Raw genomic sequence first — 14,814 nt, 5'->3', positions numbered from 1 at the left:
ACCACGGGAAAGGGCCGCGGACCCCGACGGGTCCGCGGCCCTTTCCGCGCGCTCAGCGGTGCAGCTTGACGACCGCCTCCATGTCGGCGGCCGAGTAGTCGCGGCCCGCCCGCGCCTCCTTGAACGCCTCCACGCTGAGGCTGGTCGGAGGACTGTTCTCCGGGTCACGGAAGCCGGACGCCAGCGCGTACTCGTTGTAGGCGTCGAGCAGTTGCTGCGCCTCCACCGTGGCGAAGGCCAGGCGCTCGGCGGGATCGGCGCCGAGGGCGAGCACGTCGCCGACCGCCCTGGTCATCACATCCTGGTTGCCCGCGAAGTCGCCGAACAGCGCGCCCTCCGACGCGGGGACGCCGGCGCCGCCCGTGGGGAAGCGCATGACGTGGTCGTAGGCCAGCCGGTGGTGCGGGTGGGCGTCGTACCAACCGTCCTCCTCCAGCAGGGCGTGCGAGGCGTACGAGACCGGCAGGAAGCTGTTCGCCTTGTGGCGCTCCGCCGCGTTGCGCGGATTGTGCAGGTACATGAGGAACGCCAGCGCGCCCTCCCGCGTCGCCTCGTCCAGCCCCTCCGCCAGCCACAGCGCGGTGCCGGCGATCGCGTTGCCCACGTACGGCACGCTCTCGTCGTAGGGGAAGATGCCCGTCTCGATGCCGAAGCCGTTGTCCTCGGCCGCCCTGAACATGTAGTTGACGTCGTTGGAGGAGGAGATCCGGATGGCCACGTCCTGGTCGGCGAACGCCTTCAGCGTGCCCGCCCAGTCGGGGATCTTGCCGGTGTAGTAGTAGTGGCCGCTCCGGTGCAGGCCGCGCACCCATTCCACCCAGCGCAGCATCTCGGGCGAGGCCAGGTCGACGGTGGTGGCCCGGCCCCGCCTGCCGTTGTGCTCGTTCACGATCAGCCCGCCCTGGGTGGCCAGCGCCTGCTGGAGGAACGTGCCGTGGTTGGACCACGTGATCGCGTGGGAGGGCCCGTCACTCAACGCCGCCACCCTGGCGCAGACCTCCTCCACCTCCTGCCAGGTCCGCGGGAGGCTCTCCACGCCCGCCCGCCTGAGCAGGTCGGTGTTGCCGTACAGCAGGCTCGTCGTGCCGACACTCGGCATGCACGTCAGGTCGCCGTCCAGCGTGTAGTAGTCGCGCAGCGGCGCGATGATGTCGTCGAGCACGACGGGCTCGCCGAGCACCTCGTCGCGCCCGGCGACGGCCTTCTCCACCGAGGTGAACAGCGGGCGGCCGTCCTGCTGGAGCGAGTCGCGCGCCACCTGCGTCATGTAGAAGTAGTACTCCGACAGAGCCGGGACGTGTCCTTCCGCAGCGGCCTCCGCGACCTGCCTGGGCAGCTGCCAGAAATCCTTGCCGTGCACCACGACCTGGTATTCGGGGTGCAGTTTCTCGAAATCGGCGGCCTGCTGATACCACCGATCCATCCAGCCGGGGAACGTCAGGTCGGGGACCCATACTTCGATCGGAATCCTGTTCTTCATGCCTCCATGGTTGACTCGTCTTTTCCGCGCCGCATCTCCGCTATTGCGCTCGGTTTCCCCCGCACGCACGAAGATGACCGGGCCGAGCGGCCGGTGTGATGCTGAAAGGCGTTTCGTGCGAAGGGAATGTCTCAATGAGCGTTGACACCACGTATGCGTCATCGATCCTTGTCGAGGAGTTCACGAGTGCGGCGGCCGACGAGGTCGACGCGGCTTTCGGGCGGCTGGCCGGCGCGCTGTGGACGCCCGGCACGGCACAGGACCAGACGCTGTGGGAGGGCGGCACGCTCACCGAGCGCGCGCCGGCCGCGATCCCCGGCCTCATCGCCGCGCTCGACGGGCTCGACGCCGGACGTGCCGGGCGCCTGCTGATCCTGCTCGGCCTGATCGCGGAGGCGGGGCAGGTCGAGGCCGTGCGCGCCGGCCTCGACCGCTACCTGGACCTGGCCCGACACGCCACCCCGGCGCTCGGCCAGGCGCTGGCCTACCTGCTCGCGCACTTCCCTGACGACCGCGACAGGGTGCTCGGTGCCGCCGGGGAGCTGGGCCTCGACTCCGGCGACCGGTCCAGGCTGGAGCGGTGCCTGCGCACCATGGACGCCGAGCGAACCGGCCTCGGCAGGGTCTGGCCCGCTCCGGAGATCTGGCGGCTCACACCCGAGGAGCGCGCCTTCGACCGGGCCTGGATCGGCGCGCTCACCGACGAGCAGGCCGAGGTCAACTGGCGCAACGACAGCAGGACCGTGTGGGGCTACATGGGGCTCAAGGCCTACTGGTCCGTCCGGCACGGCCTGCCGGTCACCACCCCCGGCCCGCAGCCACCGCCGCAGGAGAGCGCCGGCGGCGACGACCCCCGGCTCGACCTGTTCAGGCCGCACGCGGCCGCGCTGGCCTGCCCCGCCTGCCGCGGCCCCCTCGACGTCGGCCGGGAGGCCGTGCGCTGCCCGGCCTGCGAGGTCGCCTATCCCGCCTTCCGCGGCATCCTCGACCTCACCAGGACGGTGCGGGACGACGCCGACGAAGCCACGGCCGACCTGCTGAAGAGCCTCGCCGAGATGCCCAGCATGGGGCTCTACTACGAGGCGCTGCTGCGCCCCGAGTTCCTGCGCGTGGCCGGCGGCAACTGGGGCGGCGCGGTCACCCTCGCCGACGAGGACGCCTACATCGGGCGCAGCGTGAATCCCGTCGACGGCCCCGTCCTCGACCTCGGCGCGGGCGCCGGCCGCTGGACCGAGGTCATCGCCGCCGCCGTCGGCGCCGACCGGCTCCTGGCGCTGGACCTGGGCCTGCCGATGCTGAACGTGCTGCGCCACCGGCTGCCCGAGGTGCCCGCCGTCCTGGCGAGCGCGCTCGACCTGCCGCTGCCCGACGCCAGCATGGGCGCGGTCGTCTGCTGGAACGCGCTGCACGCCTTCCCCGACGACGCGGCGGCCGCGATCGCCGAGGTGGGCCGCGTGCTGCGGCCCGGCGGCACGTTCACGCTGATGACGTTCGTGTGGGACGAGGACCCCGTCTGCCGCCACTTCCAGGCCTCGCACTACTTCCCCAGCAGACCGGCGGGCATGCTGCTGTTCGAGCGCGCCGAGCTGGACCGCTGGCTGGCCGACGCCGGCATGGTGGTCCGCGAGAGCTCCGGTCCCGAGTCGTTCGTCTTCCTCACCGCTCAGCGGGTGAGCTGAATGCGCGTCGCCAGGCCGGGAGAGCCCGGCTACGACGCGGCCACCGCGGTCTTCAGCCTGGCCGCGATCCCCGAACCGGCCGCGGCCGCCGTGGTGCGCACGGTCGAGGAGGTCCGGCAGGCCATCCGCTTCGCGCGCCGTGAGGGCCTGCCCGTCCGCGTGCACACCACCGGCCACTCGGCGCCGGCGGCCAGGCCCATGCGTGAGGCGTTGCTGCTGCGTACGGAGATGACGGGGACCGTGGAGATCGACAGCGACCGCCGCGTGGCACGCGTGCCCGCGGGGACCCGCTGGGGCGCGGTGGTCAAGGCCGCCGCCGAGCACGGGCTGTCGGTCGCGCACGGCTCGTCGCCCACGGTCGGCGTGGTCGGCTACCTGCTCGGCGGCGGGCTCAGCTTCTACGGCAGGCACGTGGGCCTGGCCGCCAACAGCGTGCGCGCGGTGGAGCTGGTCACCGCGGACGGCGAGCTGCGCAGGGCGGACGCCGACCTGCTGTGGGCGCTGCGCGGCGGCGGAGGCGGATTCGGCGTCGTGACCGCCGTGGAGGTCGGCCTGTTCCCCGTCGCGCAGGTGGTGACCGGGGCCGCGTGCTGGCCGGCCCGGCACGCCCCCGAGCTGCTGCGGGCCTGGCGCGCATGGACGCTGGACGCGCCGGACGAGGCGACGACCACCGTGCGGATCCTCAACCTGCCCGACCTGCCCGACGTGCCGCCCATGCTGTCGGCGGGCCCCGTCCTGTGCGTGGACGGCGCCGTGCTGGCCGGGACGGACGACGACGTGCCGACCGCCCTGGCTCAGGCGGACGACCTGCTCGGCCCGCTGCGCGACATCGCCGAGCCGGTGCTCGACACCTGGCAGACGACCGCGCCGGCCGGGTTGCTCGACACCCACATGGACCCGTCCGACCCGGTCGAGGTCATCGGCGACCACCTGCTGCTGGACGAGCTCGGCGACGCCGGCATCGAGGCGCTGCTCAAGGTCATCGGCGCCGGCTCCGGATCGCCGCTGATCGCGGCGGGCCTGCGGCAGCTCGGCGGCGCGTACGGCCGGCCAGACCCGTCGGGCGGCGCCCTGAACGCCCTGAACGCCCGCTACGCCTACTCCGGTGGCGGTGTGCCGGGACTGTCCGGGACCAGGGAGCAGATCATCGGCAGGCTCCCCGTCGTCAGGGCCGCGCTCGCCCCCTGGGACACCGGCAGGACCGCGCCCACGTTCGTCGAGCGGTTCGACCAGCCGCAGGGCCACCTCGACGCCGCGACCGTGACGGCCGTGGACGCGGTGCGGGCGCGTGTGGACCCCGACGGCCTGTTCCGCGACGACATCATGCCCGGCGCGACCCACCGCACCGCGTCGTCCTGACCCTCCGCCCGAGACGAAGGGCCCGCCGCGCGCAGGCGGGCCCTTTCTTCGTGCACCCCGGCAAGCGACGATAAGAAACGACCGGCCGGAAATGTTAGCGTCAGGCCATGGAGACTTCCTGCCGCATTTGCTCTGGGCCGGTCAAAGCGTCGATCGACCTCGGGGACCAGCCGCGCGGAAACGCCTTTCCCAAATCCGGCGAACTGACCGACGAGTTCTTTTACCGGCTGCTCGTCGGGATGTGCGACTCGTGCGCGATGGTGCAATTGATGGCCGACATCCCGCAGGAAGTCAGATACCACGACCAATACCCCTACCGGGCGTCCAACTCCTCGGTGCACAGCGCGCACTTCACCGGCGTGGCGCGCCGCCTGATGGCCACCGAACTGACCGGCCACGACCCGTTCATCGTCGAGATCGGCTGCAACGACGGCGTCATGCTCGCCACGATCGCCGACTCCGGCGTGCGGCACCTCGGCGTCGAGCCCTCCCAGGAAGTGGCCGCGCTGGCCAGATCCAAGGGCATCCGGATCCTGTCGCGCTTCTTCGACGAGGAGACGGCCTCGGACATCCGCGCCGAACACGGCCCGGCCGACGCCATCTTCGGTGCCAACGTCATCGCGCACATCTCCCACCTCGACTCCGTGCTCAAAGGCGTCAGGACGCTGCTCGGCCCCGACGGCGTGTTCGTCTTCGAAGAGCCCTACCTGGGCGCCGTCGTCGAGCAGACCGCCTTCGACCTGCTCTACGACGAGCACTCCTTCGTCTTCTCCGTCAGCTCCATCCACGCCGCCGCCAGGCTGTTCGGCCTCGAACTGGTCGACGCCGAACCGCTGGCCATCCACGGCGGATCGATGCGCTACACGCTCGCCCAGCGCGGCGCCCGTCCGCCCGCGCCCGCCGTCGCCGACCTGCTGGCGACCGAGCGCGCCCAGCGGCTCGACCAGCACGCCACCCTTGAGGAATTCGCCCGCCGGGCCGAGCGCGTGCGCGACGACCTGACCACGCTGCTGCGCGAGCTGCGCGCCGACGGCAAGCGCGTGGCGGGGTACGGCGCCCCCGCCAAGATCACCACGGTGACCAACTACTGCGGCATCGGCACCGATCTGATCCCCTACGTCTGCGACTCCACCCCGGCCAAACAGGACCGAGTCGTCGCCGGGTCGCACATCCCCGTCGTGCCGCCGTCCGTCTTCCTCGAGGACCGCCCCGACTACGCGGTCCTGTTCGCCTGGAACCACGCGGAAGAGATCATGGCGAAGGAAAGCGGCTTCACCGGCCGCTGGATCGTCTACGTGCCCGAGGTACGCATAATCTGACGCCGTCGGCCCACCGCGCCCGCGCCGCCTCAGGCTCCGCAGCTCGCGTGGGGTCAGCCCTTTGAGCCCGACCGGCTTCCCTTTGCGCCCGACCGGCTTCGCGGCCTGGTCGAAGATCCGGCGCCGGGAGTCGTCGTACGCGGCACTTCACCGCCGGGAGACGTGCACACCGCATTGACAGCACAGCACCCCAAGGGGCGCTACTCATGCGTGGAGCGGTTCTGCACGCCCCGGGCGACGTCCGTGTCGAGGACCTCAAGACCGTCGCGGTCGTCGGAGACGGCACGGTCGGCCTGCTCGGCGTGCTGGGTGCGCACTCGGTGATCGAGGCGGTCGGCACCCAGGAGTCGATGATGCAGGCCATCCGCTCCGCCCGCCCCGGCGGGCGCGTCGGCAGGGGAACCACTGACGACTCGGGCAGCCGGCGGGCCTCGGTAGCGGCACGCACGATCGGACCGGGGATGCGCAGACGTGAACCCCGTGGCGCGGGAGCAGCGCCGACGGGGTCGGTGGTACGGGGAGTCGTGTCTGTCGCCTGGTTGTACGGCCACGCCGGGGGACTGCGCTCGGCCCCTCGCCCTCGTCGCCGAGGACGGCTGGCTCCTCGGCGTGGCCGTACATCCTGTGCAACGACCTGAGGGACCTCCGGTGCCGGCGTGCGACGCACGCCCGCCGCTCAGGCCGCTGACGATCTCGGCCGGGTTACTTGATCTTCTTGACGTACTCGCCGAGGGCGTCGAAGAAGAAGCCCCAGCCCTCCTCGGCCCGCGGAATCTCGTCCTCGGGGAGGTTGCCCTCCTGGAGGAAGGTGAGTTTGGTGCCGCCGTCGACGTCGGACAGGGAGACGGTCACCTTCTCGGGGCCGGCGGCCTGCTGCTCGGCCGGCTCCCTGCCGCTGAGGTCGACCAGCGTGTAGACCAGCCGCTCGTTCGGGACGATCTCCTGGTAGACGCCCGCGAAGGGGACCTGGGTCTGCTCGTCGACGACGATGGTGGCCTTCCATTCGCCGCCCGGCCGCACATCCATGGAGATGGTCTCCAGCGGGGCGCCCCACCAGTGGGTGAAGTGCTCCGGCTTGGTCCAGGCCGCGAAGACCACGTCGCGCGGGGCGTCGAGAACTCTGGTGATCTCTATCTTGCCACTCGCCGCATCGGTCATAGTGTCGTCCTTTCTCGAGATGCCGACTTACAAGTATTCCGGGTCGGCGGGTCCGGCGTCTTATTCGGGAATGCTCATTCGCCCGGGGATTCAGCGGCTGTCGACGAGGGCGCCGAGCGCGGCCCGCTGGACGTCCTCGGCCTCGAGCACGATCGAGGGGTCGTGCATCTCCAGCCAGCCCACGCCGGGCGGGCAGCGGTCGTAGCCGAGGAGCTTGCGCACCTCTTCGGGATACTCCAGCACCCGCTCGCGGGGCACCGCGAGGTACTGGTTCTCCTCCTGCCTGAGGTTGCCCAGGTCGTAGGCGATGGTCATGCCGGTGCGTGGCGTGTCAGTCACGTTGCGCCCGCCGCCGTGGTAGACGCCGCCCAGCCAGATCAGCCCGCCTCCGGCCGGCATCTCGGTGGGGATGGCCTCTTCGGTGGTCGGGGGCCGCTCGTCGTCCCAGTGGTGGCTGCCGGGGATCACCTGGGTGCCGCCGTTGGCGGCGGTGAACTCGCTCATGGCCAGCATGAGCTGTACCCGGCTGGTGGGGCCGGGATGGCTGCGCAGGTGCAGCGCGTCGTCGCGGTGCAGCGGCTGGTTGCCCTGTCCCTTGTGGATCTGCACGAGCTGGGTGGCGCTGATCTGGATGCTCGGCGTCATCTCCTGCCTGGACTTGCCGATCCACATGGGGACGGGCTTTTGCATGATGGCTCTGGCGGCGCCCAGGTAGAGGCGGTGCGTCACCACGGGGGTCAGCCGCTTGGTGCGGGCGAACAGCGACGACACCCGCCGCGTGCGCAGGCCGTCGTACCAGCTGTCACTGTAGGCCTGGGCCTCCAGCGCGGGCTCCAGGTCGGCCCACAGCCCCGCCAGCGTCTCGTGGTCGACGAAGTCTTCCACGATGACGGCTCCGTCCCTTTCCAGGACGGCCACCACGTCGTCGAGATCGGCGTCGGATCTGACTCGGGTCAGACTCGCCACAGTCATCACCTTCCTTGGCATCAGGGTTGAACGGACGCGGAGGCGTGAACGTGCACCGGGTCCGGCTGGGGGATGGCCGGACCCGGGGCTCCGGAGGCGGGATCAGCGCACGAGCACGGGCGTGCTGGGCTCCACGGAGCCCTTGCCGAGCTTGTTGCGCAGCCGCAGCGCCGGCCGTTCGACGGCGTAGTAGCTGATCACTGCCGCGGTGAACGCGGTGCCGTGCACGAGCAGGAGCGCGAGGGGGAAGTTCGTCGTCCCCCACAGGTTCCACAGGTAGATGGCGGGGATGTGCCACAGGAACATCGCGTAGGAGACGCGGCCGATGAACTGCAGCGGCGTGATGTTCAGGACGGCGCTGATGAACCGCGAGCGCACACCGGGCACGGTCAGCGGCGCCAGCATCAGGAAGACGATCAGCAGGTCGATCGGCTGGTTGAACAGCACCACAGAGGTGGTCGGGAAGTTGGCCGTGCCCTGGTCGCCCATGGGCGAGAAGCAGTAGAGGATCGTGATGCCGAACGCGACCGCCCAGGTGCCCAGGGGGTTGCGGGCGATCAGCCGGTAGGGGGCCAGCCAGCCGTCGCTCTCCGCCGCGGCCGACATGGTGGCCAGCGCCATGCCGACGGCCAGGTAGCCGAACCAGGCGATGGGCCAGTTGCCCTGCACCGGGTACTCACCGAGCGAGGGGTGATGGCTCCAGGCGCTGAAGGCGTATCCGATGAGGATGATGGCGCCGATCGGCAGCAGGACCCGGCGCGCCTTGGCCGCCGGCGTCGCGGCGCCGCTCGCCAGCCGGTGGAACGCCCAGGCCAGCAGCGGCAGCAGCGCGTAGAACGCGATCTCCGTGGCCATGCTCCACGTCGACTCCATGCCTTGCGGGATGCCGCCCGGCTCGTAGACGTGCTGCATCGTCACGACGCGCACGACGTACCAGAATCCGGTGATCTGCTCCTTGCCGAGCGTGAACATGATCACCACGGCGAGCAGCAAGTACGCGGGGAAGATGCGCAGCGCCCGCCGCCACGCGTAGGAGCCCAGCTTGTAGGTCTGCTCGGCGCCCGCGATGGTCGCCAGCGCGAACGGCCGGTAGAGCAGGAATCCCGAGAGGGCGAAGAGAATCGGCAGCGACTCGCGAGTGAACCTTTCCAGCACCACGGCGAGCACGCCGTTGCCGGGCTGGTCGAGGTATCCGATCTGCCCCGAGGCGAAAGCGGAGTGAATGGTGACGACGGCCAGCACGGCGAGTGCGCGTATTCCCTGGAGTTCCGGAAAATACTGCCCTCTTGTCGCGGGTGCGGGCCGGGAGTCGCCGATAACGGTGGCTGTCATAAGGTGCTCCTCGAGAGTTGAACGACCCTCTCAGGTTGGTCGGCGGCGCCGGACCCGCGCATCTCCAGAATTGCCGTCATCGCGGTGACCAGTTCGCCGACGCGGTCGCGTACGAAGAAGTGGCCGCCGTCGAATATCCGCAGCCCGCGGAAGTCGGTGGTGTGCTGCCGCCATTCGGCCATGTCCCGCGCCGGCGCCGCCTGGTCGCGCGTGCCGCAGAAGGCGGCGACGGGCACGGGCAGCGGCGGCTCGGCCCGGTAGGTGTACGACGCGCACAGTGTGAAGTCGGCCCGGGCGACGGGCAGCGTCAGCGCCAGCGCGTCGGGGTCTCGCGCGATCTCGTCGGGCAGGCCGCCCAGCTCGCGCAGCGCCTCGATGAACCGCTCGTCGCCGGCCCGCGGGTCGGGCCCGGTGACGGCGCCGCGCACCGGCCAGGCCGCGACCGCCAGCAGTTCCGGCAGGCGGGCGCCCGCGGACTCCAGCTCGCGCACCATCCGGTAGCCGAGCATGGCGCCCATGCTGTGGCCGAACACGGCGTACGGCGTGCTCTCCCCCGCCACTTCGGCGGCCAGGGCGCGCGCGGCGGTGTCGCAGTCGGTGTGGGCGGGCTCACGATGCCGTCCGGGCCGTCCGGGCAGGGTGAGGGCACGCAGCTCCACCCAGGGCGGCAGGTGCCGCGTCCACGGGCGGAAGGCCGAGGGGCCGCTGCCGGCGCAGGGCAGGGCGTAGAGGTGGATCCTGGCCGACGGCCTCGGTTCGAAGGCCAGGTACCACGGGGGTGTCCTCATATCAGCGTGTGCCCGATCAGCTCTTTCATGATCTCGGTCGTGCCGCCGTAGATGGTCTGCGCCCTGGTGTCGACGAACGCCCGCGCGACCGGGAAGTCGCGCACCACCCCGTAGCCGCCGTGCAGTTGCAGGCAGCGGTCGGCGACCTTCTGGCACAGCTCGGTGTTCCACCATTTGGCCATGGCCGCCTCCTCCGCCTCCAACCGGCCCGCGGCCTGCTCGGCCGCGCACCGGTCGGTGAAGGCGCGGGCCACGGCCACCGCGGTGGCGAGTTCGGCCAGCAGGAAGCGGTTGTGCTGGTGTCCGCCGACGGGCAGGCCGAACACCTGACGGGTGCGGCAGTGCTCGATCGTCTGCTCCAGCACCCGTTCGGCGGTGGCCAGCGCGGAGACGGCGATCATCATGCGTTCCGTGCGCAGGGTGCGCATGAGGTAGGCGGCGCCCCTGTCCTCCCGGCCGATCAGGTTGGCGGCGGGCACCTCGACCTCGTCGAAGAACAGCTCGACGGTGTCCATGGCCCGCATGCCGATCTTGTCGAGGCCCCTCCCTCGCGCGAGCCCCGGCGTGCCGGACTCCACGGCGATCACGCTGAGCCCGCCGCCCGTGCGGACGGCCACGAGCAGCAGGTCGGCCAGGGCGCCGTTGGTGACGAACGTCTTCTGGCCGCTGATCACGTAGCGGTCGCCGCGCCGCTCGGCCCGGCACTTCAGCCTGGCCACGTCGCTGCCGGCGTCGGGCTCGGTGATGGCCACGGCGGTGACCAGCTCTCCCGTGCAGAAGCCCGGCAGCCAGCGGGAGCGCTGCTCGGGTGTGGTGAGCTCGCGCAGATAGAGCCCGGCGATCTCGTTGTGCAGCGACAGCGCGGGCGCGTGCACGCCGGCGCGGCCCAGTTCCTCCGACACGATCACGTGGTGGAGGTAGTCGGAGTCGCCGCCCCCGCCGTACTCGGCGGGCACGTCCATGCCGAGCAGCCCGGCGCGGCCTGCCTTGCGCCACACCTCCCGGTCGGCCGCGCCCTGCTCCTCCCACCGGCGGTAGTGCGGCTCGATCTCCTTTCCGACGAAGGTCCGCACCAGCTCGCGGAAGGCCTCGTGGTCGGCGGTGAACAGCTCACGCCGCATGGTGCACCGCCGGCAGCACCGTCCACGAGGGCACGATGTCCCGCATCCGGTTCATCATGACCTGGCAGTAGCCGGCGTTGTAGTCGAGGCTGCGATGCTTGGGGTAGGGCATCTTGCGCCGGCCCACGTGGTCGACGCGGAGCCGTACCAGCTCGGACGCCGGCAGCTCCGGCAGCATCTCCAGCATCGCGGCCGCCTCGCGCGGCAGGTCGGCGACGAAGGTGTATCGCTCCTGCTCGACCAGCCGCACGTATTCGAGCGGCACGCTCGGCGCGACCACCGACTCCCGGTAGACGTACGGCCTGGCCAGCAGGTCCAGCTCGAACGCCATGCGCACGTCGGGCCGCTCCAGCCAGCCGTGCTCACGCAGGTACCCTTCGAGCAGCAGGTCCATCTCCCCCCGGTGGGAGTGCAGGACGTAGTGCAGCACCTTGCCGATGTTGTTGATGTCGTAGTTGCCCAGCGTGGCCACGGATTCGGCGAAGAACCCGCAGGTCGCCGTGTCGGTCCTGGTCTTGAAGTAGTCGGCGGCCTGGCGCAGGAAGTCGGTGTAGGAGCACAGGCCGGCGCGGTCGAGCAGGCGCGCCACGAAGAACCCGGCACGCGCGTTGTAGAGGCTGATGACCGCGTAATAGAACCAGGAGCCCTCCTTGAACTCCTCGTGGGTCACCCACTTCGTGGCGACGACCACGTCGGCCTCCGCGACGGGATCGTCCACCCGCACGGTGACGACGCCGAGCTCCTCCTGCTGCCGGTACATGGGCGTGTTGCGGAGCAGCAGCTGGGGGTAGGAGACGACGGCGTCGGCGCCGGTGGCGCACAGCTTGCCGATGCCCTCCTGGTAGGAGCGCAGCGTCTCGCCCGGCAGCGGCCAGATCAGCTCGGTGTAGGAGCTGATCTTCTTCTCGCGCAGCTTGGTCTGGAGCTCGACGTAGGTGGACTCCTTGATGTTGGCGCGTTGCACCAGCTCGAGGGCCTGCGGACTGGTGGTCTGCAGGGAGACGGGCTGGCTGGTCAGCATGCCGCCTTCGACGAGGATCTCGGTGATCTCCGTGACCCGGTCGGGGCGGTTCTTGGCCGCCTGGATCGCCACCATCGACGGATAGCCGTTGCGCTGCTTGCACTCCACCAGGTGGCGGGTCAACTCGACGTCGCGCGGCAGCGCTCCCCAGTTGGCGTCGGCGATGAAGATGCTCTCCACGCCGTGCTCGCTGATCCACGACAGGTCGGCCTTGACCCGGTCCAGCTCCCACCGGTGGACCTTGTCGTTGGTGGCCGCGCCCCAGTAGCAGTACGAGCACCGGTACGGGCAGCCTCTGTTGGTCTCCACGACGGCGAAGGTGTACTCGCCCCCGTCGAACACGCCGGCGGCGAACGGCGAGGGGATCTCGTCCAGGTCCTTGATGCGGTCGGGCTGCGCGGTGGTGACCAGCTCGCCGTCGGACCAGAAGCTGACGCCGGGCACCTGGCGGAAGTCACGCTCGCCGGCCACCTCGCGCAGGAACGCGGTGAACGGCTTCTCCCCCTCTCCGTTGCACACCAGCACGTTGCCTGCGGTCGGCGGTACGTATTCGGCGGCGTGGTGCATCACCTGGGGCCCGCCGAGGATGACGTAGGCGTCGGGCCGCACCCTGACCAGCTCGTCGAGCAGCGCCTTCATCCGGCGCATGTTCCACAGGTAGCAGCTCAGCCCGTAGACGTCGGCCTCCTGCGCGACCAGGTCGGCCACCAGCGTCTCCAGCGGCGTGTTCACCTCGACCGCGTGGATGGAGAAGTCGAAGTCGCGGGCCACGTCGGGGTCCTGCCGCGCGTACGCCTGCAGGTAGCCGGAGGCCAGCGGCAGTGTGTTGGGGTAGACCGTCAGCTCGACCAGGCAGGCCTTCATCGCGCTCACGTGCCCGGGCTCGCGGCGCTGACGGATGCGGCCAGCTCGTGCAGCACGTCATACTCGAACAGGTCGTCGGCCACCATGCGCAGCCCGCGCTGCCTGGCGCGCGAGGCCAGGCGGATGGCGAGCAGCGAGTCGCCGCCCCGCTCGAAGAAGCTGTCGTCCCTGTCGACGGAGCTGATCTGGAGCACCTCGCACCACAGCTCGGCCAGCGCGCGCTCGGTGTCGGTGCGCAGGTCGCCGCCGTCCGGCTCGGGACCGGCCGGTTCCTGTGGTCTGGCCAGCGCCTTCCTGTCGACCTTGCCGTGCGGTGTCATCGGCAGCGCGTCGAGCACGGTGACCGTGCCCGGGACCATGTAGTCGGGCAGCCGCCGCGCCAGGTCGCGCCGCACCAGCACGGGATCGGGCCGGTTCGCCGGGTCGGCCGGCACCACGGCGGCGACGAGCTGGTCGGCCTGCTCGCTCTTGACCACCACGGCCTCGCGCACCTCCGGAAGGCCGCGCAACGCCGACTCGACTTCGCCGGGCTCGATGCGGAAGCCTCGGACCTTGACCTGGTCGTCGGCCCTGCCGACGAAGGCGAGGCCGCCTTCGGGCAGCTCGCGCGCCAGGTCGCCGGTGGCGTACATGCGCGAGGTCAGGTCGGCCGGGTCGGCCGTGAACCGCTGCGCCGTGAGCTCGGGTCTGTTGAGGTAGCCGAGCGCCACGCCGGTGCCGCCGATGTGGAGCTCGCCGACCGATCCGGGAGGCACCGGGCGGCGCTCCTCGTCCAGGAGGTAGGCGCGCATGCCGGGCAGCGGATACCCGATGGGCGGCGCCCCGCCGTAGGTCCCCACCTCGGCGTAGGTGGCCACCACGCTGGTCTCCGTCGGCCCGTAGAGGTTGAACAGCTTGTACGGCCGGTCGGCGGGAGGTCGCCGGCGCAGCTTCTCCCCGCCGGTCAGCAGCACCCGCAGCGACGCGCCCACCCGCTGGTCGAAGAGCTCGGTGGCGAGCACCGTGGTCAGGAAGCACACCGTGATGCCCTGTTCGGAGATCCACTGGGCCAGAGCGTCGGACGACCCGGGCAGGCGGCCCTCCATCAGGCACAGCGTGGCGCCCGCCGCCAGGCACGGCCACACCTCCAGCGCCCAGGCGTCGAAGGAGGGCCTGGCGAGCTGGCTGACGCGGTCGCCGGGCATGACCTCGAACGTCCGCTGGTGCCAGGCGGCCAGGTTGGCCAGGCCCTCGTGCGGCACGAGCACGCCCTTGGGCACGCCGGTCGAGCCGGAGGTGTACACGACGTAGCCGAGATCGCCGGGGGTGATCTCGGGCCCTTCCCACAGGGAGAGCGCGTCGCCGTCCCACGCCCGCTCGATCGGCAGCACGTCGGCGCCGGCGAACCGGGTGGCCCCGGCCTCACGCGCGATCACCAGGCGGGCGCCCGAGTCGGCGATGACGGCGGCCAGCCTCGCGTCCGGCTCGTCCACGTCGACGCCCACGTAGGCGCCGCCCGCCATCATCACGGCCAGTGCGGCCACCACCAGCTCGGGCGAGCGTTCGAGCGCCAGGACCACCAGGGCTCCCTTGCCCACCCCGCGCTCGCGCAGCACGCCCGCCAGCCGGGAGGAGCGCTCGTCGAGTTCGGCATAGGTCAGCGCCTGCCCGCCGCTGACCACCGCGTGCTGATCCGGCTGGACCTGCGCCCACCATCGCACTCCCGCGGAAACGACGGCAAAGGGGCG

The 14,814-nt window shown here is 71.1% G+C and carries 11 protein-coding genes and 1 pseudogene; 4 read left to right on the top strand and 8 right to left on the bottom strand.

The annotated features are described in order from the left end of the window. Positions 1-52: 52 nt before the first annotated feature. The gene (locus HS041_RS15170) at positions 53-1,480 is read right to left on the bottom strand and encodes an extracellular solute-binding protein (protein ID WP_196441326.1); all 1,428 of its coding nucleotides are present in this window, start codon (positions 1,478-1,480) and stop codon (positions 53-55) included. A 134-nt stretch (positions 1,481-1,614) separates the two neighbouring features. Between HS041_RS15170 and HS041_RS15165 the strand changes: the two genes are divergently transcribed. The 4 genes and pseudogenes from HS041_RS15165 to HS041_RS40445 form a co-directional block, all read left to right on the top strand. Further along, positions 1,615-3,159, top strand: a complete 1,545-nt coding sequence (locus tag HS041_RS15165) for a methyltransferase domain-containing protein (protein WP_196441325.1) — start codon at positions 1,615-1,617, stop codon at positions 3,157-3,159. Next, entirely contained in the window at positions 3,160-4,518 is a 1,359-nt protein-coding gene (locus HS041_RS15160; RefSeq protein ID WP_196441324.1) for an FAD-binding oxidoreductase, read from the top strand. 107 nt (positions 4,519-4,625) lie between these two features. Next, positions 4,626-5,837, top strand: a complete 1,212-nt coding sequence (locus HS041_RS15155) for a class I SAM-dependent methyltransferase (RefSeq protein ID WP_196441323.1) — start codon at positions 4,626-4,628, stop codon at positions 5,835-5,837. A gap of 257 nt (positions 5,838-6,094) precedes the next feature. Then, positions 6,095-6,232: pseudogene (locus HS041_RS40445) on the top strand (IMP dehydrogenase); the annotation flags it as partial. A gap of 307 nt (positions 6,233-6,539) precedes the next feature. Here HS041_RS40445 and HS041_RS15150 read toward each other — a convergent pair. The 7 genes from HS041_RS15150 to HS041_RS15120 all read right to left on the bottom strand — a co-directional run bounded on the left by HS041_RS15150 (position 6,540) and on the right by HS041_RS15120 (position 14,787). Beyond that, positions 6,540-6,995, bottom strand: a complete 456-nt coding sequence (locus tag HS041_RS15150) for an SRPBCC family protein (RefSeq protein WP_196441322.1) — start codon at positions 6,993-6,995, stop codon at positions 6,540-6,542. 90 nt (positions 6,996-7,085) lie between these two features. Beyond that, positions 7,086-7,967: a phytanoyl-CoA dioxygenase family protein gene (locus HS041_RS15145; RefSeq protein ID WP_196441321.1), complete on the bottom strand. Its 882-nt coding sequence runs from the start codon at positions 7,965-7,967 to the stop codon at positions 7,086-7,088. Between the two features lie 96 nt (positions 7,968-8,063). After that, positions 8,064-9,293: an acyltransferase family protein gene (locus tag HS041_RS15140; RefSeq protein WP_196441320.1), complete on the bottom strand. Its 1,230-nt coding sequence runs from the start codon at positions 9,291-9,293 to the stop codon at positions 8,064-8,066. Next, positions 9,290-10,081 carry a thioesterase II family protein gene (locus HS041_RS15135; protein ID WP_196441319.1) on the bottom strand — a complete coding sequence of 264 codons (792 nt, stop codon included), beginning with the start codon at positions 10,079-10,081 and terminating at the stop codon, positions 9,290-9,292. Before HS041_RS15135 ends, HS041_RS15140 begins: the two co-directional genes overlap by 4 nt. Continuing rightward, complete coding sequence (locus tag HS041_RS15130) at positions 10,078-11,202, bottom strand: acyl-CoA dehydrogenase family protein (RefSeq protein WP_196441318.1); 1,125 nt, start codon at positions 11,200-11,202, stop codon at positions 10,078-10,080. The genes HS041_RS15135 and HS041_RS15130 overlap by 4 nt, the downstream gene beginning before the upstream one ends. Then, the gene (locus HS041_RS15125; RefSeq protein ID WP_230879267.1) at positions 11,192-13,087 is read right to left on the bottom strand and encodes a B12-binding domain-containing radical SAM protein; all 1,896 of its coding nucleotides are present in this window, start codon (positions 13,085-13,087) and stop codon (positions 11,192-11,194) included. Before HS041_RS15125 ends, HS041_RS15130 begins: the two co-directional genes overlap by 11 nt. A 5-nt stretch (positions 13,088-13,092) precedes the next feature. Beyond that, entirely contained in the window at positions 13,093-14,787 is a 1,695-nt protein-coding gene (locus tag HS041_RS15120; protein ID WP_196441316.1) for a non-ribosomal peptide synthetase, read from the bottom strand. Positions 14,788-14,814 lie beyond the last annotated feature (27 nt).

Source organism: Planomonospora sp. ID67723, from assembly GCF_015711605.1.
Lineage (GTDB): Bacteria > Actinomycetota > Actinomycetes > Streptosporangiales > Streptosporangiaceae > Planomonospora_A.
The sequence above is the reverse complement of the archived record's forward strand: the minus strand, read 5'-3'. Positions and strand labels throughout refer to the sequence as shown.

What these genes read in the sequence shown, in the direction of transcription:
- HS041_RS15170 (WP_196441326.1), bottom strand. Translation starts at nt 1,480, where the DNA reads ATGAAGAACAGGATTCCGATCGAAGTATGGGTCCCCGACCTGACGTTC.
- HS041_RS15165 (WP_196441325.1), top strand. Translation starts at nt 1,615, where the DNA reads ATGAGCGTTGACACCACGTATGCGTCATCGATCCTTGTCGAGGAGTTC.
- HS041_RS15160 (WP_196441324.1), top strand. Translation starts at nt 3,160, where the DNA reads ATGCGCGTCGCCAGGCCGGGAGAGCCCGGCTACGACGCGGCCACCGCG.
- HS041_RS15155 (WP_196441323.1), top strand. Translation starts at nt 4,626, where the DNA reads ATGGAGACTTCCTGCCGCATTTGCTCTGGGCCGGTCAAAGCGTCGATC.
- HS041_RS15150 (WP_196441322.1), bottom strand. Translation starts at nt 6,995, where the DNA reads ATGACCGATGCGGCGAGTGGCAAGATAGAGATCACCAGAGTTCTCGAC.
- HS041_RS15145 (WP_196441321.1), bottom strand. Translation starts at nt 7,967, where the DNA reads ATGACTGTGGCGAGTCTGACCCGAGTCAGATCCGACGCCGATCTCGAC.
- HS041_RS15140 (WP_196441320.1), bottom strand. Translation starts at nt 9,293, where the DNA reads ATGACAGCCACCGTTATCGGCGACTCCCGGCCCGCACCCGCGACAAGA.
- HS041_RS15135 (WP_196441319.1), bottom strand. Translation starts at nt 10,081, where the DNA reads ATGAGGACACCCCCGTGGTACCTGGCCTTCGAACCGAGGCCGTCGGCC.
- HS041_RS15130 (WP_196441318.1), bottom strand. Translation starts at nt 11,202, where the DNA reads ATGCGGCGTGAGCTGTTCACCGCCGACCACGAGGCCTTCCGCGAGCTG.
- HS041_RS15125 (WP_230879267.1), bottom strand. Translation starts at nt 13,087, where the DNA reads ATGAAGGCCTGCCTGGTCGAGCTGACGGTCTACCCCAACACACTGCCG.